16 protein-coding genes are annotated in these 18678 nt (G+C 62.7%); 10 read left to right on the forward strand and 6 right to left on the reverse strand.

Annotated elements, in window-relative coordinates:
* Positions 1-294: 294 nt before the first annotated feature.
* From NKI01_RS17875 to mgrA, 7 genes are all read left to right on the forward strand, one after another.
* Complete coding sequence (locus NKI01_RS17875; RefSeq protein ID WP_031194918.1) at positions 295-1533, forward strand: ABC transporter substrate-binding protein; 1239 nt, start codon at positions 295-297, stop codon at positions 1531-1533.
* Between the two features lie 107 nt (positions 1534-1640).
* Positions 1641-2534, forward strand: a complete 894-nt coding sequence (locus NKI01_RS17880; RefSeq protein WP_023721950.1) for a carbohydrate ABC transporter permease — start codon at positions 1641-1643, stop codon at positions 2532-2534.
* On the forward strand, positions 2527-3462 hold the full coding sequence (locus tag NKI01_RS17885; protein ID WP_352789309.1) for a carbohydrate ABC transporter permease: 936 nt from the start codon (positions 2527-2529) through the stop codon (positions 3460-3462). Before NKI01_RS17880 ends, NKI01_RS17885 begins: the two co-directional genes overlap by 8 nt.
* Positions 3463-3467: 5 nt before the next feature.
* A complete protein-coding gene (locus NKI01_RS17890; protein WP_051409752.1) occupies positions 3468-4598 on the forward strand; it encodes an ABC transporter ATP-binding protein in 1131 nt (376 codons plus the stop codon).
* A gap of 87 nt (positions 4599-4685) precedes the next feature.
* Positions 4686-5432: a sugar phosphate isomerase/epimerase family protein gene (locus NKI01_RS17895; protein WP_023721947.1), complete on the forward strand. Its 747-nt coding sequence runs from the start codon at positions 4686-4688 to the stop codon at positions 5430-5432.
* 12 nt (positions 5433-5444) lie between these two features.
* Positions 5445-6593, forward strand: coding sequence for a Gfo/Idh/MocA family protein (locus NKI01_RS17900; protein ID WP_023721946.1), 1149 nt, complete (start codon positions 5445-5447; stop codon positions 6591-6593).
* 129 nt (positions 6594-6722) lie between these two features.
* Entirely contained in the window at positions 6723-7769 is a 1047-nt protein-coding gene (gene mgrA, locus NKI01_RS17905) for an L-glyceraldehyde 3-phosphate reductase (RefSeq protein WP_023721945.1), read from the forward strand.
* Positions 7770-7850: 81 nt separating this feature from the next.
* Here mgrA and NKI01_RS17910 read toward each other — a convergent pair whose 3' ends face one another.
* Positions 7851-8150: a DUF2934 domain-containing protein gene (locus tag NKI01_RS17910; RefSeq protein ID WP_023721944.1), complete on the reverse strand. Its 300-nt coding sequence runs from the start codon at positions 8148-8150 to the stop codon at positions 7851-7853.
* 191 nt (positions 8151-8341) lie between these two features.
* Here NKI01_RS17910 and NKI01_RS17915 point away from each other — a divergent pair, with 191 nt between their 5' ends.
* Positions 8342-8692: a hypothetical protein gene (locus NKI01_RS17915; RefSeq protein ID WP_023721943.1), complete on the forward strand. Its 351-nt coding sequence runs from the start codon at positions 8342-8344 to the stop codon at positions 8690-8692.
* 73 nt (positions 8693-8765) lie between these two features.
* Here NKI01_RS17915 and NKI01_RS17920 read toward each other — a convergent pair whose 3' ends face one another.
* Positions 8766-9899 (reverse strand): S1 family serine peptidase, encoded by a 1134-nt coding sequence (locus NKI01_RS17920; RefSeq protein WP_245278721.1) that lies wholly within the window; start codon positions 9897-9899, stop codon positions 8766-8768.
* A gap of 350 nt (positions 9900-10249) precedes the next feature.
* On the opposite strand from NKI01_RS17920, the gene NKI01_RS17925 reads away from it, so the two are divergent.
* Complete coding sequence (locus tag NKI01_RS17925) at positions 10250-11332, forward strand: trypsin-like serine peptidase (RefSeq protein ID WP_031194911.1); 1083 nt, start codon at positions 10250-10252, stop codon at positions 11330-11332.
* Positions 11333-11483: 151 nt separating this feature from the next.
* Here the strand turns inward: NKI01_RS17925 and NKI01_RS17930 are convergent, their stop codons facing one another.
* The 3 genes from NKI01_RS17930 to NKI01_RS17940 all read right to left on the reverse strand — a co-directional run bounded on the left by NKI01_RS17930 (position 11484) and on the right by NKI01_RS17940 (position 14869).
* Positions 11484-12188 (reverse strand): DUF4760 domain-containing protein, encoded by a 705-nt coding sequence (locus NKI01_RS17930; protein ID WP_352964123.1) that lies wholly within the window; start codon positions 12186-12188, stop codon positions 11484-11486.
* Positions 12185-12556 (reverse strand): hypothetical protein, encoded by a 372-nt coding sequence (locus tag NKI01_RS17935; protein ID WP_352483640.1) that lies wholly within the window; start codon positions 12554-12556, stop codon positions 12185-12187. Before NKI01_RS17935 ends, NKI01_RS17930 begins: the two co-directional genes overlap by 4 nt.
* Positions 12557-12667: 111 nt before the next feature.
* Positions 12668-14869 carry a caspase family protein gene (locus tag NKI01_RS17940; protein ID WP_352483604.1) on the reverse strand — a complete coding sequence of 734 codons (2202 nt, stop codon included), beginning with the start codon at positions 14867-14869 and terminating at the stop codon, positions 12668-12670.
* 211 nt (positions 14870-15080) lie between these two features.
* Here NKI01_RS17940 and NKI01_RS17945 point away from each other — a divergent pair, with 211 nt between their 5' ends.
* On the forward strand, positions 15081-15485 hold the full coding sequence (locus NKI01_RS17945) for a Fur family transcriptional regulator (protein WP_023721937.1): 405 nt from the start codon (positions 15081-15083) through the stop codon (positions 15483-15485).
* A 223-nt stretch (positions 15486-15708) separates the two neighbouring features.
* On the opposite strand, the gene polA is transcribed toward NKI01_RS17945, so the two are convergent.
* Positions 15709-18657, reverse strand: coding sequence for a DNA polymerase I (gene polA / locus NKI01_RS17950; RefSeq protein WP_352964126.1), 2949 nt, complete (start codon positions 18655-18657; stop codon positions 15709-15711).
* Positions 18658-18678: the final 21 nt, after the last annotated feature.

Below are 18678 nucleotides of genomic sequence, written 5' to 3' on the forward strand. Positions count from 1 at the left end.
AAACGTTACAGATTGTCACTGCCGTCGCGATATCACTGGTGATAGGCGCAAAACGAGCGGTACTCCGGTCGGCGCAAAAAAGAACGACTGAAACGGGCTTTTCCGGGTTTCTGGCGTCGCAGCACCAATTTTTTGCAGTGCAACCTCTCTTGTTGCGATGCGGTAGCTCGACGGGCCAGGTGATTTTATTCGCGCTTCGAAAAAATTTGGCGCCGGATTTGCCTGAGGGGTTGCGCGTCCGAAGCAATTGCCGTATCCAAAATCTGTAACGTTTCAGATTCTGGGAGGAACGAAATGCGATACCAACTCATGACTGCTGCGCTGGCATTGACGACCGCGCTGCAATTCGCCGGCCCGGCGGCCGCGACGGATCTGGAAGTCACCCATTGGTGGACCTCCGGCGGCGAGGCGGCAGCGGTCGCCGAACTCGCCAAGGCTTTCGACGCAACCGGCAATCACTGGGTTGACGGCGCCATCGCCGGCTCCGGCGGCACAGCGCGGCCGATCATGATCAGCCGCATCACCGGCGGCGACCCGATGGGCGCGACCCAGTTCAATCACGGCCGGCAGGCGGAAGAATTGGTGCAGGCCGGGCTGATGCGCGACCTCACCGATCTCGCCACCAAGGAAAAGTGGACGGAAATCGTGCAGCCGAAGAGCCTGCTCGACGGCTGTACCCTCGATGGCAAAATCTATTGCGTGCCGGTCAATATCCACTCCTGGCAGTGGCTGTGGCTGTCGAACGCCGCCTTCGAAAAAGCCGGCGTGCCGGTGCCGAAGAACTGGAATGAATATGTCGCTGCGGCGCCCGCGCTTGAAAAAGCAGGCATCCAGCCGCTCGCGGTCGGCGGCCAGCCCTGGCAGGCCTCCGGCGCTTTCGACGTGCTGCTCGCGGCGGTCGGCGGCACCGATGCCTTCCTCAAGGTCTATAAGGACAAGGACGCGGAATTCGCCGCCGGGCCCGAAGTCGCCAAGGTCTTCAAGGCCGCGGACGACGCCCGCAAGATGGCGAAGAACACCAATGTGCAGGACTGGAACCAGGCCACCAACCTGGTCATCACCGGCAAGGCCGGCGGCCAGATCATGGGTGACTGGGCGCAGGGCGAGTTCCAGGTTGCCGGCCAGACCGCCGGCAAGGACTATACTTGCCTTCCGGGCCTCGGCCTCAACGAGATGATCGCCACCGGCGGCGACGCTTTTTACTTCCCGCTGCTGAAGGATCCCGAAAAATCGAAGGCGCAGGAAGTGCTGGCCCACACGCTGCTTGATCCCAAGACGCAGGTCGCCTTCAATCTCAAGAAGGGTTCGCTGCCGGTGCGCGGCGACGTCGACCTCAAGGCGGCGAACGACTGCATGAAGAAGGGCCTCGAAATCCTCGCCAAGGGCAATGTCATGCCTTGGACGGACCAGTTGCTTTCGCAGGATACGCAGAAGCAAAAGGAGGATCTGTTCTCCGAGTTCTTCGCCAAGCAGGACATGACCGTGGAAGATGCGCAGAAGCGCTTCGCCGCCATCGTCGGTTCGGCCGATTGAGCGATCGATCAAGCGCCTCACTCCCGCCCCTGCGAGCGCAGGGTCGGGAGCTCGGGTCAAGACCTCTTGACCCTCCCGCCCTTACCCGATCCAGCGCGGCTGTGCAGATGAGCAAGAGCGAACGCCCCAGCCAACTCTTTCGCAACCTCAATGCGAAAATCGCCTCGATCCCAATGATCTTCACCGCGCTGGTGATCTTTGTTGGCGGCACCGTCTGGACGGTGTTCTATTCCTTCACCAATTCCAAGTTGCTGCCGCGGCTGCACTTCGTCGGTCTCGACCAGTATTACCGGCTGTGGGCGACGCCGCGCTGGCTGATCTCGATCGAGAACCTGCTGATCTACGGCGTGCTGTCGCTGGTGTTCTCGCTGGTAATCGGTTTCCTGCTTGCTGCCCTGCTCGACCAGAAGATCCGGTTCGAGGACACATTCCGGACCATTTTCCTCTATCCCTTCGCCCTGTCCTTCATCGTCACCGGTCTCGTCTGGCAATGGCTGCTCAACCCCGAGTTCGGTGTCCAGGCAGTGGTGCGCAGCCTCGGCTGGACGAGCTTCAGCTTCAATCCGCTCTATGATTCCAGCATCGTCATTTACGGCATATTGATCGCCGCTCTCTGGCAAGGCACCGGGCTGATAATGTGCCTGATGCTGGCCGGCCTGCGCGGCATCGACGAGGATATCTGGAAGGCCGCGCGGGTCGACGGGATACCGACCTGGAAGACCTATCTGTTCATCATCATACCGATGATGCGGCCGGTCTTCATCACCACGCTGGTCATCGTCGCCTCCAACATTGTTCGCGTCTACGACCTTGTCGTCGCCCAGACCAGCGGCGGGCCCGGTATCGCCTCCGAAGTCCCGGCCAAATATGTCTATGATTACATGTTCTTCGCCCAGAACCTCGGCCAAGGGTTCGCCGCTTCGACGATGATGCTGCTGTCGGTGATCATCGTCATCGTGCCGTGGGCCTATCTCGAGTTCGGAGGCAAGAAGCGTGTCTGACCATGCCGTCTCATTGCCTGCCATTGGCGACGCCGGCGGGCTCGAAGCCTACGGGCCGAGCGGACCGAAGCCGCGCCACACGTTCTCGCGCCGCAACATCTTCCTCTACGGCACGCTGATCGTGGTGGCGCTCTACTATCTTTTGCCGCTCTACGTCATGGTGGTGACATCGCTTAAAGGCATGCCTGAGATACGCCTTGGCAACATCTTCTCGCCGCCGATGGAGATCACCTTCGAGCCCTGGGTCAAGGCCTGGTCGAGCGCCTGCACCGGGCTCAACTGCGACGGGCTGTCGCGTGGCTTCTGGAATTCGGTGCGCATCACCATCCCGTCGGTGATCCTGTCGATCGCGCTCGCCTCGGTGAACGGCTATGCGCTGGCCAACTGGCGCTTCAAAGGGGCCGACACTTTCTTCATCATCCTGATCGTTGGCGCCTTCATCCCGTATCAGGTGATGATCTATCCGATCGTCATTATCCTGCGCGAGGTCGGCCTCTACGGCAGCCTCAGCGGCCTGGTGATCGTCCATTCCATCTTCGGCATGCCGATCCTCACGCTTTTGTTCCGCAACTACTTTACCTCCATGCCGGAGGAGCTGTTCCGGGCAGCGCGTGTCGACGGCGCCGGCTTCTGGGGCATCTATTTCCGCATCATGCTGCCGATGTCGCTGCCGATCTTCGTCGTCGCCATCATCCTGCAGGTGACCGGCATCTGGAACGACTTCCTGTTCGGCGTCGTCTACACCCGCCCCGACACCTATCCGATGACGGTGCAGCTCAACAACATCGTCAACTCGGTGCAAGGCGTGAAGGAATACAACGTCAACATGGCAGCCACCATCCTGACCGGCCTGGTGCCGCTGATCGTCTATTTCCTGTCCGGAAAATTGTTTGTGCGCGGCATCGCCGCCGGCGCGGTGAAAGGATGATGGCGATGAACGCAAACGGCAGTGTTGAGGTAAACGGCAGCAGCGGGGCAAACGGCACCAGCGTCTCGATCCAGAACCTGTCGCTGAATTTCGGCGCGATATCGGTGCTGCAGACGCTCAACCTCGATGTCGCAGAAGGCGAGTTCATCGTGCTGCTCGGCCCGTCCGGCTGCGGCAAGTCGACCCTGCTCAACTGCATTGCCGGGCTGCTGGACGTTTCCGAAGGCCGCATCTTCATCAAGGGCAAGAACGTCACCTGGGAAGAGCCCAAGGATCGCGGCATCGGCATGGTGTTCCAGTCCTACGCGCTCTATCCGCAGATGACGGTGGAGAAGAACCTGTCGTTTGGGCTGCGCGTTGCCGGCCTCGCCAAGGACGAGATCGCCAAGCGCATCGCCCGGGCCGCCGAGATCCTGCAGATCGAGCCGCTTTTGCATCGCAAGCCGGCGGCTCTGTCCGGTGGCCAGCGCCAGCGCGTGGCGATCGGGCGCGCACTTGTGCGTGACGTCGATGTCTTTCTGTTCGACGAGCCGCTCTCCAACCTCGACGCCAAGCTGCGCGCGGAATTGCGCGTCGAGATAAAGCTGCTGCATCGCAAGCTCGAGAACACCATGATCTACGTCACCCACGACCAGATCGAGGCGATGACGCTGGCCGACCGCATCGCGGTGATGAAGGGCGGCGTCATCCAGCAGCTCGATGCACCGCAGACCATCTATAACCGGCCGGTCAACCGGTTTGTCGCCGGCTTCCTCGGCTCGCCGGCGATGAACTTCCTCGACGGCAGGCTGGAGCAGGCGGACGGCGACTGGCACTTCGTCGCCGAGGATGTACGGATTCCGCTTGCCACCTATGCTTTCGAGAAGGACCCGGTGCCGGGGCCGGCCGTGTTCGGCATCCGCCCCGAGCACGTCGCGTTCAACAGCGGCACGGGATGGCCATTCGCAGCCACGGCAAGTGTCGAGGTCGTCGAGCCCATGGGTTCCGACACGCTGGTCTGGCTGAAGCTCGGCGGCCAGAATTTCACGGTACGGGTGACAGCCGAGCGCACGCCAAACAACGCCGAGGCGGTCGGCATCGGTTTTGATCCGATGCGCGCCTCGCTGTTCGACGCCGCCACAGGTAACCGCCTCTAGAGCAGATCTAGCCACCCAAGACTCTTCCATTCCCCCCAAGACTCATCCCCCCAAGACTAACCATCCACAAGAAAACGGACAGAGACGATGAACTGGTCATTCCAACTTTACAGTGCCCGCAATTTCCAGCCCTGGGAGGGCGTGCTCAAGATGCTGGGCGAGCTTGGTTACAGCCAAGTCGAAGGGTTCGGTGGTGTCTATGACGATCCCAAGGCATTCCGTGCGGAACTCGACAAGAACGGGCTTGCCATGCCGACCGGGCATTTCTCGATCGACGCGCTCGAGAAGGATTTCGATGGCGTGCGCAGGACGGCCGACGCGCTCGGCATCACGCTGCTCATCTGCCCGTTCCTGAACGCCGAGTTCAGGCCGGCCGACACAGCCGGCTGGCGCGGCTTCGGCGAACGCCTGGCCAAGGTCGGCGAGACGGCCAGGAAAGCCGGCTATGGCTTTGCCTGGCACAACCATGATTTCGAGTTCAAGGCGCTTGCCGACGGCTCGGTGCCGCAGGACCATATTCTGTCCTCGGCGCCTGACATCGGCTGGGAGATGGACGTCGCCTGGGTGGTGCGCGGCGGCGTCGATCCGCTGCCCTGGATCGAGAAGCACGGCAAGCGCATCGTCGCCGTCCACGTCAAGGACATGGCCAAGGCGGGCGAGGGACTCGACGAGGACGGCTGGTCGGATGTCGGCCACGGCACCATCGACTGGCCCGGCCTGATCAAGGCGCTGCGCGCCAAAAGCGCCGCAAAATACTACGTCATGGAACAGGACAATCCCAACGATATCGCGCGCTTCGCCCGCCGCTCGATCGCAGCCGCCAAGACCTATTAGGAGCACACCAGCATGGCAACAAAACTTGGCATCGGCGTCATCGGCTGCGGCAACATCTCGAAGGCGTATTTCTCGCTGGCGCCGCTGTTCCGTGGCATCGAGATGCGCGCCTGCGCCGACATCAACATGGAAGCGGCGAAAGCGCGGGCAAAAGAGTTCAAGCTGCGCGCCGAGACCGTCGAGGGGCTACTCAAGGCCGACGATATCGACATCATCGTCAACCTGACCATTCCGGCGGTGCATTACGAGGTGTCGAAGCAGATTCTCGACGCCGGCAAGCATGTTTATTCGGAGAAGCCCTTCGTGCTCTCGGTCAAGGAAGGGCTCGACCTGAAGAAACGGGCCGAAAGCAAGGGGCTGCGCATCGGTTCGGCGCCCGATACCTTCCTCGGCGGCGCGCACCAGCTTGTCCGCGACCTGATCGACACCGGCAGGCTCGGCAGGATCACCAGCGGCACCTGTCATGTGATGAGCCATGGGATGGAACATTGGCACCCCAATCCGGACTTCTTCTTCCAGCCGGGCGCCGGGCCGGTGCTCGATATCGGACCGTATTACATCACCAACCTGATCCAGCTGATCGGGCCGGTGAAGCAGGTCGCGGCTTTTGCTTCGATCCCGATGACGGAACGCATCATCAGCTCGAAGCCGCGCGCCGGCGAAAAGATCCCGGTCTCCACGCCGACGACGATCCATGGCGTGCTGGAATTCGAGAACGGCGCCGTGGTGACGCTCAACACCAGCTGGGATGTCTGGAGCCATGGCCACGCGCCGATGGAGCTCTATGGCGAGGTAGGCACGGTGTTCGTGCCGGATCCGAATTTCTTCGGCGGCGAGGTGCGCTACACCGAGGCCGCCAAGCCGGTGAAGAAGCTGCCGAAATGGCGGCATCCGTTCGGCGTGCCCAACGAGATGCATTCGCATGGCATGATGGCCAACTACCGCACCGCCGGCCTTGCCGACATGGCGATCGCGATTACCGAAGGCCGGCCGCACCGCTGCTCGATGGAACTGGCGCTGCATGCCGTCGATGTCATGACCGGCCTGTTGCGTTCTGGCGAGACCGGAAAGTTCGTCGCCATGCAGACCAGCTGCGAGCGGCCCGCGGCACTCGGCGTCAAGGCAGCGAAGGAGCTGCTGGCGAAGAAGAAAACGAAGTAGGCGGCGCACCTCCCAAGCACCGTAAAAGCCTCTCCCCGTTTGCGCGGGGAGAGGCTAAAGGTGCGGAAGGCTCGGCTGCCGTGCGTCGCGGCGACAGCCGTCGGGCTCGTTTCGATATGAGGATTTCCCATGCCCTATGTTCCCGCCGAGAACCGCTACGAAAAGATGGTCTACAATCGCTGCGGGCGGTCCGGCCTGAAGCTGCCGGCGATCTCGCTCGGGCTGTGGCACAATTTCGGCGATGACACGCCGCATAGAACCAAGCAGGCAATCACGCGCAAGGCCTTCGATCTCGGCATCACGCATTTCGATCTCGCCAACAATTACGGCCCGCCGCCCGGCTCGGCGGAGCGGGCCTTTGGCGAGATCCTGCGGACGGACTTTGCCGGTTATCGCGACGAGCTGATCATCTCGACCAAGGCCGGCTACGAAATGTGGGCAGGACCTTACGGCGAATGGGGCGGCCGCAAATATGTGCTGGCCAGCCTCGACCAGAGCCTGAAGCGGATGGGGCTCGATTATGTCGACATCTTCTATTCCCATCGCTTCGACCCCGACACCCCTCTGGAAGAGACGATGGGCGCGCTCGATCACGCGGTGCGCTCGGGCAAGGCGCTCTATGCCGGCATTTCCTCCTATAATTCACAGCGCACCCGCGAAGCCGCCGACATTTTGAAGCAGCTCGGCACGCCTTGCGTGATCCATCAGCCGAGCTATTCGATGCTCAACCGCTGGGTCGAGGATGATGGCCTGCTCGATACGCTCGAGGGGCTTGGCGTCGGTTCCATCGTGTTCTCGCCGCTGGCGCAAGGCATGCTGACCGACAAATATCTCGGCGGCATCCCCGATGGCAGCCGCGCCAGCCAGGGCAAGTCGCTGCGCCCGGCATTCATCAACGACAAATCGATCGGCAATATCGAGGCGCTGAACGTCATCGCCCGTCGCCGCGGCCAGACGCTGGCGCAGATGGCGCTGGCCTGGGTGTTGCGCCGGGGCAGGGTGACGTCGGCGCTGATCGGCGCCAGCCGGCCGGAACAGGTCGTGGATTGCGTCGGCGCGCTCGAGACGCTCGACTTCAGCGATGCCGAGCTCGCCGAGATCGACACCTTTGCCCGCGAGTCGGACATCAATCTCTGGGCGACGTCGGCCGAGCGCAAGGGGCCGCCAAGGAAGTAGGCGAAGACGGTCCGCGGTCCGTTTTCATCGAAAGACGCGGCAGCGCAAACTGATAGCTGTCTTCGACACGGTGGCCAGCGGCTAACTTTCGGCTGCCTTGAGGTTCCGCGCGGCTTCTTCGAGTGCGGCTCTGTCGTTGCCGAGCCTGTCGATCAGCTCTTGCGCCTGATCACCGGTTATCCCGGTGCGCATCGCCAGTGCCTCGACCGTCAGAACGTCGGAACTGGCGATCACTCCAGCCGGACCGCGATCCGCGTCGTCGAGGTCAAGCTCTCGCTTCGCCTGCTGCCAATGACGCTCATGTTCGCCGTGCGGGCGGCCTTCGCGCACCCAGATTTCATAGGCTCGCTGCCGAATTTTTTCATGTCGATCGTCATCCATGGCGGTTCCTCCCTTGTGGCGTTTTCACCAACGCGGGGAGCGCTGGAACGATCCGATGTTGATGCCGAATTCGCACACATGCCGAACAAATCCCGGGTTCTCACCGAACAAACACCGGACAGAATCGTTTTGCCGAGGAACCTGCACAGTGGGCCGACCGTTGAGCCGAGCCTTCCGCAAAGGAGATTACCATGGCCGACGACCCGAACGAATCCGCAGCACCCAAGATGACTCAACGTGAAGCTCAGGAAGCCCTGGAGAAGCAGGTCGCGCAGCTGAGGCGTGAGATCAGCAAGATCAATCGGACCTTGGCCGAACGCGCGGAAGAGGCGATCGAAGAGGCCGGCGACTGGTATGACAGCGCTGCTGACCGCGCGTCCCGGACGGCGCAAGCCCTGCGCAACAGGGCGCAGACGGTTTCCGGGGTCGTCCAGGAGAATCCCGGCACAGTATCGTCCGCATTCATACTCGGAGCGGCCGTAGGGGCGCTACTGGGCCTCGCCTTGGCCGCCACAGACCAGCGCCGCGATCGCTGGTTCTAGTTCCGACCAAAAGTTTCCGGGCAGAAGCGGCGGGATTGCTCGCGCCGTTCGTTCGTTCAGCGGGTGACGCCGGTCAGGGGGTCGCCGGCTTCTGCGCCGTGCCGAGGGCTTTGGGTGCTGCGGGCACGGGCGCTGCCCTTTTCATCTTCTCCTCGATCCAGCCGGTGTAATTGGCCAGCCGCGTGTAGATGCCGTAGGCGTTCTTGTGGCCGCAGGCGGTGCCGCCGTCGGCCGGACCTTCGCCCCAGCTGACGACGCCGACCTGCACCGGACCATCGGCGCCGGTCATGAACAGCGGTCCGCCGCTGTCGCCATTGCAGGCGTCGCGCTCGCCGCTGGCCGTTCCGGCGCAGATCATGTTGCCGGTCAGCGGATCCGCCATGTCGGCAGCAATCGCGTTGGCGGCCGCCTCGATGCCCCTTTCCGAATAACGCATGCGGCGGGCGAGCTCGCCGAGCGCTGCTTTCAAATCATGCGCATAAATCGCCTTGATGCCGCTGTTGCAGGTTGCGTTCGGCTGGAGGTCCAGGTCGGCGACCATCAGCGCGGTGGGAAATGTTCCGTCCTGCATCTTGCCCCAGCCGGTGACTGTCGTCTTGCCGGCGTCGGGGGTCGGCTCACTGGCAATTTTGATGGTCGGGGCATCGGCCGGCTCGGCCAGCCGGATCAGGCCGAGATCGTTGTCCAGCGTCTGCTCGCTGTAGCCCTCGTTGACGATGATCTCCACCGCCTTGTAGCGCTTGCCCTCGCTGAGATCGGTGGCGCCGGTGAGCACGGTGACCACATCAGGCGAAATCGGCTCGCCGTCGTCATTGAGGCAGTGCGCCGCGGTCAGCACCCATTGCGGCGCGATCAGGCTGCCGCCGCAGAACTGCGCATTCGCCTGCGAGGCCGGGCTTTTGTCCAGCTTGCCCGTGGTCAGCAATGCCACCTGGAACGGGTAGGCGCCCGTCTCGGCCTGCTTGCCGCCGTAGACGCGATCGGCGCCGTCGGGGTTCTCCGCCCTGGCCTTTGCCCTGGCCTCGGCCACGCGTTTCATCGGCGAGATCGCCGCCTCCGGCCGGGCGGCCGCGTCCGTGGCATGAACGGAATCAACGACCGGCAAGGCCGCCGCGATGCCGAGCAGCGCGGCGGCGGCAATCGGTCTGAACCTATGGATGATCTTCACCTCGAACCCCCTGAGACAATATTCCGACAGGTCAGCCACGGACGCATGATCCACTGAAATGGAACCGGCCGGTGAGATCATGCTCCAAGGCGGAGCGCGATCCGTCACAAAACCGAGCACCACTTTTGCTAATCGTGCTGTCGAACCAAGCCCGCCCAAATCCTATAGCCCCCCACGGGCTATGTGAAAGCAATTTGTCATTGCCAATGTTGGATTAATTTAGGCAGTATACCGTTGCGGGCATTTTTGGCGGGGACCTAAACTGGCTGCACTGAATAATGGCCCGGTAAAGGCGCCGGCAACCAATTTCATTTTTCGTCACCACCACGATCTCGACAATATTTCTCTATCTTGATCCAGTCCTTGCTGACTTTTGGGAGAGTCTCACCATGACAAAACTGACACATAGCATTATTGCGTCCGCGTTGCTTTCCACCGCAATGTGGGCGGTTCCTGCCTTGGCTGCCGATCCAGGCTCCGCCAATGCTGGCAACGGCGAAAGCATGCGGGACGTGACATCGGGCGATTACAAGCCCGGCCGGGCGAAACCGATCGCCCCGCCGAAACTGACCGACGACGAGGCCAACCGCGCCGCGCCGCTCGCCGACGAAGCAACGGCAGTCAAATCTTATGGCATCGTCGGCCGCTCCGCCGATGGCAAGGACATCAAGATCGACCCGAACGAGACGCTGAAGGACCTTGTCATCAAGGAAATGAACGCGCCCGCCGACGGGCAGAAGTCCGATAATTCCGGACTAAGCGGAGGCGAAGAGGCCGGCCGCCAGGTGTTCGGGACGGACGACCGCGAGCAGATCAAGAATACCAAAACCTACCCGTTCACCGCGATCGGCTATCTCGAAGGCAAATCGAAGAGCGGCAGCTATGGCAGCTGCTCGGCGACACTGATCGGCCCGCGCACGGTGCTCACCGCGGCGCACTGCCTCTACAGCCACGAGGACAAGGCCTGGCTCGACGATATCCTGTTCGTGCCGGCTCTCAATGGCAAGACCGCCGACGACGCTCCGTTCGGCGCCTTCACCTATGAAAGCGCCTATATCGTCCAGGGCTTCATCGACAATTACCAAGGCTTTTACGGCTCTGTCGTGCCGTGGGATCTCGGCATCGTCACTCTCAAGCAGGATGTCGGCACCAATCTCGGCTGGCTGGGCTATGCCAACTATGTGGATCTCGGCGATTTCACCGCCAACATCATCGGCTATCCCGGCGACAAGCCGATGGGCACGATGTGGAAGGCGACCTGCGAAGTGCACGCCGAAAACATCGCCACCGAGTATTTCCAGTACGACTGCGACACGTATCCAGGTTCGAGCGGCAGCTCGGTCTATGCCTATGACAATGGCTCCAAGCAGCGCGTCATCACCGGCGTGAACGTGGCCGAGAGCCCGGATGCCAATACCGCCGTGCGCCTGAACGCCATCAACGTCCAGTGGATCAACAGCCTGTACAAATAGGCCTGCAGAGTGCGCGCCGCGATCACCGGGGCGGGTTATCTATTTTAGCGGCATTTCTGCGACGCCAAATATGATCACACTTGGCTGCAAAATGCTCCAATCAAAGCCGGCGGCGGAGCATTTCCGTCGCCGGCTTTCGCATTTTCGGGGATTATCTGGATTGGGCCGGGGGTGGCGCCTGGCGGACATAGTTCTCGATTGGCAGGGCGAAGGTCGGCGAACCGGCCTTGCGCTCCTTGTCGATATAGTCGGCAAAATAGCTCCAGAACGAGGCGGCATAGTCGCGGAAATACGAGTCGGCGACCTGACGCGAGCAAAGCCTGCCTTCGACGCAGAAGGAAAGACGGTTGAGGAAATAGACGATGCGGTCGAAATTGTCGCTGAACTCGGCAAGCGGCATGTCGCCGCCGGTTGCGCTCATCGCCTCGATGCCGATGCGTTGCCGATAGACCTGTTCCTCGGTCGGCGTGGGATTGGCGCTGAGCAGATTGCCGTATTTGGCATTGAGCGTCGCCAGGCGTTGCTTGAGGGCCCGTTGCGCCTGCTGGTAATCCTTGCTTTCCCAGAGCTCGACCAGCGACATCGTCTGTTCGACACGCTTCTGCTCCTGGTTTGCCAGGAACTGGTAGACCGAAAAGATCAAGGTGAAGATGATCGCCAGCCGTACCAGCAATCCGGACCAGGCATAGACAAGCATGCGCCAGTCGCGATCGGTGAACGGGTTCGCCTCCTTCTTGACCTCGTGATTGCTCACCCAAGGCAGGCCTTCGACGGTTTCCGGCAGTGACGCCGGCTTCTTTTGCGGTACCGGCGCCGCCCCTGCCTGCTGCGTTGCGTCGCTCCCTGCTTTCGTCATCCGCAGCTGTCCAGTTCGATGATAGCTGACGGATCGAGCACGATGCCCGGCGTCTCCAGCTTCTTCTTCAGGCAATCCAGCTGCGCCCGCGAAACGATGAACTGCACGTCAGGCTCCACCTGCGGCTTGCCAGGCGACGGCAACGGCTCGACCACGCCGCGTGAGGTGCAGCTGCTGAGATCGACGACGACGGCGGTGTTGCCGGTTTTGGCGATCTGGTCGTACTGATCGAGAAAGCAACTCGCCAGTTCGGAGTTGATGACGACCTCCTTGGCGCAAAGGCCGCAGATCTCGTCCGCCGAGGCATTGGCGGCCAGCAACAGCCCGGCGACAAGGCCGGCGGTTGTTGCGCGCCACGAAAATACCATCCTGTTCACGAACGCCCTCATCCGTTCCGTTCGGCCGCCGACAGCGGCGGTCGAAGAATGTTCATTATCAGCCGATCAGGCAAGAGGCCTGGCCGGGCGCTTGATCCCGCCTCAGGCGCGCGGCACCGTCTCCATCGGGAAGATCATCACGGCGCCCTTCGATGCCTTGTCGTCGGTGAGCCGCATGGCCGACCGCGTCGCCGGCGCCATGCCGATATCGGCCAGCATATCGGAGAAACTTGGCTGTCCCAGTCCGCGCGTTACCGAGACAACCCCCGCTTGCGCCAGGAAGCTCAGGTCCTGCTTCTCGCTCTGCGGCGGCGCCTCGGTCAAGACGGCGATCATCTGCTCCATGCCGAAGCTGGTGTCGGTGAATTTGAACAGGCCTTCCTCGAGCACGGCGCCCTCGGTCAGGCGCTCGGCAAGAAAATGCTGGATGGAATAGTCGGAGCCGACATAGAGCACGTTGATGTCAACCAGGTTGGTCGAGCCGTTCCAGACCAGCACATGCACCTGATCGTCGGGCGAAACACGCGGCACCGTCGACGGCTCGATAGGCTGCAGCGCGTCACTGTCCAGACGCTTGATCCGGAACTCGACGTCGACCTCTTCCGGCCGATAATCCGAAGCGGCGGCCAGCCTCGACAGGCCGATGGCGCGGAAGATTTTCGTCAGGTTCCTGGCCGCGGCGTCGATCAGCTTTTCGCGGCCGTCCGGATGAATGACGATCAGCGGCGGCTTGCTGCCATCCTTGAGCGTCATGTCGCCCGAAGCTGGCAGGAACCACAGCGCCGGCGCGTCGGTGGCGTCTTCTGCGGCGCCGGCAATGGCATTCTCGCGCAGCACGGCGAGACGCAGATCTGCGCTCTTGCCCGGCTCGACCAGCGCGATGTGGAACCCTGAGTTCTCCCTGGCCGCCAGATCGTCGAGAACCGAGTTCGCCAGCGCAGCCTCTTTCTCGAGGCCTTTGGCCGCTGCCGGCCGCGCGACCACGAGCTTGTAGTCGACGGCGAGCTCGGCGAGCCGGGCATAGGCATTGGCGGGGATGTCAGCCAGCTTGAGCGCCGGCTTGCCGCCGAACTCGACCGGCTGGACCCGGCTCTCCAGGTTCTTTGCCGATCGCACCTGGAGATAACCAAGCGCCTCGGACAGCGGCGACAGCGCCGACGGCAAGATTGCCAGCTTGCTGCCGGGGGTGAGGCGATGCAGCAGTCCGGCGCCGATGGTGGCTTTGTCGTCCTTGACGACGATCGGCCATTGCATGACCGCATCGGTCTTGTCGGTGCCGAAGACGCGTGCGTCGAGTTCTCCCTCGAACAGCGGCGTTGGCCGGGTGCGGCCGTCCGCCGAATATTGCTGCAGCACCGACTGACCGAGCTGGCGGTAGGTGATGTTGGGGTTCTCGGCCAGTTTCGACAGGATGGTGAAGGTGAACAGCCCGAAACGCGGCGCATCGGCCGTGCCCCTGGGCAGCGGCATCTCAGGCGTCGTCTCCACCGTCTGCGCCGCGTAGAAGGCGACCAATTTACCCTTGGTGGTCGGCTCGGCGCCGGTCGGCGCCAGCTTGAAGGCCGGCTTGCGCTGCCCGTCCTCGCCAAAGCCGCGCGGCGCGGCCGACGCAATCCCGTCATAGGCTTTCACCGCAGCCGCCCTGGCAGCATCGTCGCCGCCGACCAGATCGGCGAACTCGACCTTGCGTTCCAGCTCGTCGTCGACCTCGGCGGCGCGCGTCGCCGTGCCGGAATGGCAGCAGTCGAACACGGCCCAGATAAAGGCGCCCTTGTCGCGAATGGCGTCGAGTGCGGTGCCGATCTCGTTGTCGACCAGCGCATTGGGCACGCCCTGTTCGTGGTTGACCCATTTGTCGATGTCGGACGGCAAGAAAATTTCGTCGAGGCCGTCGGTCTCGTCGCCCTTGGTCGCCGCGGGCTGTTGCGCGCCGTGACCGGACAAATGCAGATAGACGAAATCATCACGCTGGACCTTGGCGGCAAGGTCGGCGAGTGCTGCCTTGATCGCCGCATGTGTCGGCGGTCCGTTGGCGCCTTCGACATCCTTGGCGAGCAGCGTGACGTTTTCGGCCAGGAATTTTACCGGCGCGGGCGTGTTCCCCAGGAGGTAATCGCGCACCAGGCCGGCATCGTTTTTCGGTCCGATCAGCCAGTTTTTCTTCGGCAGGTTCGGGTAATCGGTGCAGGCAACAAGCAGCGCATGGTAGGTGCGCGCCGCTGCGAATGCCCGAAACGGCACCAGGCCGGCAGCGGCCAGCGCAGACGTGCCGGCAAGCAGCGTCCGCCGCGTCACTTTGATCATGGTTGCTTCCCCAAGCCCGATCGAATTTCCAAGCACGGCCAGCCTGGCTGACGATTTTGTCAGTATTTTGAATATGGCGCCGCCGGCCAGCCGACCACCGGCTGCGAATAGAAACAGTAGCAAAAATAGCAGTTCGTCGCTATCTCAGTGCAAGAGGCCGGATTGCATGCGAACTGGCAGTGATCGGCACGGAGCGGCTTGGAACGGGATCATGGCGGCAAGGGATGTACTGACGAAGAACCAGCTTTGCGTTCTCGAGAAACTCGAGGCCGCCAGCGGGCCGCTCAGCGCCTATACGTTGCTCGACCAATTGCGCGAGCGCGGTTTTCGTGCACCGCTGCAGGTCTATCGGGCGCTCGACACGCTGGTGAAGTCCGGCTTCGTGCACAGGCTCGAAAGCCTCAATTCCTTCGTCGCCTGTGCCGAGCCGCACGACCACAGCCATTCGATGACGGCATTTGCCATCTGCGACAGCTGCGGCCAGGTGACCGAGTTCTCCGACCATGATGTCGGCCACCGGCTCGACGAATGGGTGCGCTCGACCGGCTTCGCCGCCAAGAAGGCGGTGATCGAGTTTCGTGGGACTTGTGCGAAGTGTTTGGCTGAAGCGGCTTGAGGGCTTACTAAGCCGCGAGATGCTGGCGGGACAGCGCCCCCCTCTGTCCTGCCGGACATCTCCCCCACATGGGGGGAGATCGGCTAACATCCCGGCGTTTGCCACTTCCAATCGATGGTGCGCAGCGCCCAAGCTGCCAATCTCCCCCCTCGTGGGGGAGATGTCCGGCAGGACAGAGGGGGGCGCGACGAATCGCTACAGAATGCAGTTGATCGGCCCCGCCCTAATGCGCCTCTTCCCAGTTGTTGGCGGCGCGGGCGTCGACGTGCAGCGGCACCGACATCGATACCGCCGGCATGGCGGCGTTCTCCATGACGTGGCAGACGACGGGAATCGTCGCCTCGACCTCGGCTTCGGCCGTCTCGAAGACCAGTTCGTCATGCACCTGCAGCAGCATGCGGGCGGAAAGCTTCGCCTTCTCCAGCGCCTCGTCCATGCGGATCATGGCGCGACGGATGATGTCGGCGGCGGTGCCCTGCAGGCGTGCGTTGATCGAGGCGCGCTCGTTGAACGCCCGGATCGAGGGGTTTGACGATCTGATCTCCGGGTAGTGGATGCGGCGGCCGAAGATGGTCTCGACGAAGCCGTGCTCGCGGGCATAGGCCTTGGTCGCGTCGATATAGTCGCGGATGCCGGGGAAGCGCTCGAAATATTTCTTGATGTAGTCGCCGGCTTCTTCGCGTGTGATCGACAGCTGGTTGGCGAGGCCAAAGGCGGAAATGCCGTAGATGATGCCGAAATTGATCGCCTTGGCACGGCGGCGCACTTCCGAAGGCATGCCCTCTACCGGAACGTTGAACATTTCCGACGCGGTGATGGCGTGGATGTCGGCGCCGTCGGCGAAGGCCTGCTTGAGCTGCGGGATTTCGGCGACATGGGCGAGCACGCGCAATTCGATCTGGCTGTAGTCGGCGGAAACCAGCTTGTTGCCCTTGTCGGCGATGAAGGCCGTCCTGATCTTTCGCCCCTCGACGGTGCGCACCGGGATGTTCTGCAGATTGGGATCCGAGGACGACAGCCGGCCGGTCGTCGTCGCGGCAAGCGCGTAGGAGGTGTGGACGCGCTTGGTGTCGGGATGGATGAAGCCGGGCAGGGCATCGGTATAGGTCGATTTCAGCTTGGTCAGCTGGCGCCAATCGACGATCTTGCGCGGCAATTCGTGGCCTTCGGCGGCGAGGTCTTCGAGAAGCTGCGCCGAGGTCGACCATTGGCCGGTCTTGGTTTTCGAACCGCCGGGCAGGCCCATCCTGCCGAACAGGATGTCGCCGAGCTGTTTTGGCGAGCCGATGTTGATGCGCTCGCCGACCAGCTGGTAGATCTCGTCCTCGAGCCGCGCCGCACCTTGTGCCAGTTCGCCGGAGAGCCGCGACAGGATCTGCCGGTCGACGGAGATGCCGCGTTGTTCCATCCGTGCCAGGACTGGCACCAGCGGCCGTTCCAGCCGTTCATAGACCGAGACCAGGCCCTTGGCGGCAAGGCGTGGCTTCAGCACCTGCCAGAGCCTGAGCGCGACGTCGGCGTGCTCGGCGCCGTAAGCCGTCGCCTTGCCGAGGTCGGCCTGATCGAGGCCGACGAAGTTTCTTCCCGAACCGGCCAGTTCCTTCAGCGGAATGGTCGCGTGGCCGAGCCATTTATCGGCCAGCGCCTCCAGGCCATGGCCACCATGGGTGCCGGCCTCGAGCACGTAGGAGATCAGCATGGTGTCGTCATAGGGGCCGATCTCGATGCCATGACGGCTCATGACGACGAGGCGGTATTTCATGTCGTGCACGATCTTGAGGACAGATTTGTCCTCGAGCAGCGGCTTGAGCAACGCTAGTGCGTCGCGGATCGAGATCTGGTTGTCGACCGCGCCGCCGCCGAGCAGGTCGCCATTGCCGTTTTTATGGGCAAGCGGCACGTAGGCGGCATGGCCAGGCGCGACGGCCATGGCAAGGCCGATCAGTTCGGCCCGCATCGGATCGGGCGAGGAGGCCTTAACGTCGAAGGCGACGATGCCTCTCTCCATCGCCTCGGCGATCCAGGCCTTCAGCGTCGCGGCGTCGCGGATGCAGGCGTAGGCGCCGGTGTCGATCTTGCGGGCGGTGGCAGCCTCCAGGCGAAGCGCCGAAAGCAGCGATGGGGTGTCGCCTTGCTTGGCTGCGGCCGGGACTTCGGAAGCCGCTTCGTCCGACGGGGGTGCGCTCTCGGCGGCCGCGGGCACGCCAAAACCCATATCGGGGCCATGCGCGGTATCGGCACGCTCTATCGTGACGGCAGTGGCCGCAACGTCGCCCGCGTCGGTTCCGGTCGCTTCGGCGACGCGGCGGGTCAGCGTCGAGAATTCCATGGTCTTGAGAAAGCCGATCAGCCTGGGACCGTCCGGCGCGTGCAACACGAATTCGTCAAGCCCTTCGGTCACCGGCACGCCGTTCTTCAGCGTCACCAGATCACGCGAAATGCGCGCCTTGTCGGCGTTGGCGATGATCGATTCGCGCCGCTTGTCCTGCTTGATCTCGCCGGCGCGGGCGAGCAGCGTATCGAGGTCGCCGAACTGTTCGAGCAATTGCGCCGCCGTCTTCGGCCCGATGCCGGGCACGCCTGGCACATTGTCGACCGAATCGCCGGTCAGCGCCTGCAGGTCGATCATTTTCTCCGGCGGCACGCCCCACTTCTCGATCACCTCGGGAACGCCGATCTGGCGGTCCTTCATCGGGTCGTACATGGCAACCGTTGGGCCAACCAGTTGCATCAAATCCTTGTCGGAAGAGATGATGGTGGTGTCGGCGCCGGCTTCGCAGGCAAGCCGGCAATAGGTGGCGATCAGGTCGTCGGCCTCGTAGCCTTCCGTTTCGATGCATGGCAGGTTGAAGGCCCTGGTCGCCTGACGAATCAGGCCGAATTGCGGGATCAAATCTTCCGGCGGCGCCGAGCGGTTGGCCTTGTATTCGGGGTAGAGGTCGTTGCGGAAGGTTTTCGACGAATAGTCGAAGATCACGGCGAAATGCGTCGGCACGATGCCGACATCGGTGTTGCGGGCGTCCTGCGTCAGCTTCCAGACCATGTTGCAGAAGCCGAGCACGGCACTGGTCGGCAGCCCGTCGGACTTGCGCGTCAGCGGCGGCAGTGCGTGATAGGCACGGAAGATGTAGCCGGAGCCGTCGACAAGGAAGAGATGATCGCCTTTTTTCATGGCACGAGGGATAGCGCGGCG

The organism is Mesorhizobium sp. M0815 (genome assembly GCF_040319995.1).
In the GTDB taxonomy this organism is placed as follows: Bacteria; Pseudomonadota; Alphaproteobacteria; order Rhizobiales; family Rhizobiaceae; genus Mesorhizobium.

Coding starts and splice junctions, on each gene's coding strand:
- polA (WP_352964126.1), bottom strand. CDS start 18,657: ATGAAAAAAGGCGATCATCTCTTCCTTGTCGACGGCTCCGGCTACATC.
- NKI01_RS17940 (WP_352483604.1), bottom strand. CDS start 14,869: ATGATCAAAGTGACGCGGCGGACGCTGCTTGCCGGCACGTCTGCGCTG.
- NKI01_RS17930 (WP_352964123.1), bottom strand. CDS start 12,188: ATGACGAAAGCAGGGAGCGACGCAACGCAGCAGGCAGGGGCGGCGCCG.
- NKI01_RS17900 (WP_023721946.1), top strand. CDS start 5,445: ATGGCAACAAAACTTGGCATCGGCGTCATCGGCTGCGGCAACATCTCG.
- NKI01_RS17875 (WP_031194918.1), top strand. CDS start 295: ATGCGATACCAACTCATGACTGCTGCGCTGGCATTGACGACCGCGCTG.
- NKI01_RS17925 (WP_031194911.1), top strand. CDS start 10,250: ATGACAAAACTGACACATAGCATTATTGCGTCCGCGTTGCTTTCCACC.
- NKI01_RS17880 (WP_023721950.1), top strand. CDS start 1,641: ATGAGCAAGAGCGAACGCCCCAGCCAACTCTTTCGCAACCTCAATGCG.
- NKI01_RS17890 (WP_051409752.1), top strand. CDS start 3,468: ATGAACGCAAACGGCAGTGTTGAGGTAAACGGCAGCAGCGGGGCAAAC.
- NKI01_RS17915 (WP_023721943.1), top strand. CDS start 8,342: ATGGCCGACGACCCGAACGAATCCGCAGCACCCAAGATGACTCAACGT.
- mgrA (WP_023721945.1), top strand. CDS start 6,723: ATGCCCTATGTTCCCGCCGAGAACCGCTACGAAAAGATGGTCTACAAT.
- NKI01_RS17910 (WP_023721944.1), bottom strand. CDS start 8,150: ATGGATGACGATCGACATGAAAAAATTCGGCAGCGAGCCTATGAAATC.
- NKI01_RS17895 (WP_023721947.1), top strand. CDS start 4,686: ATGAACTGGTCATTCCAACTTTACAGTGCCCGCAATTTCCAGCCCTGG.
- NKI01_RS17945 (WP_023721937.1), top strand. CDS start 15,081: ATGGCGGCAAGGGATGTACTGACGAAGAACCAGCTTTGCGTTCTCGAG.
- NKI01_RS17935 (WP_352483640.1), bottom strand. CDS start 12,556: ATGGTATTTTCGTGGCGCGCAACAACCGCCGGCCTTGTCGCCGGGCTG.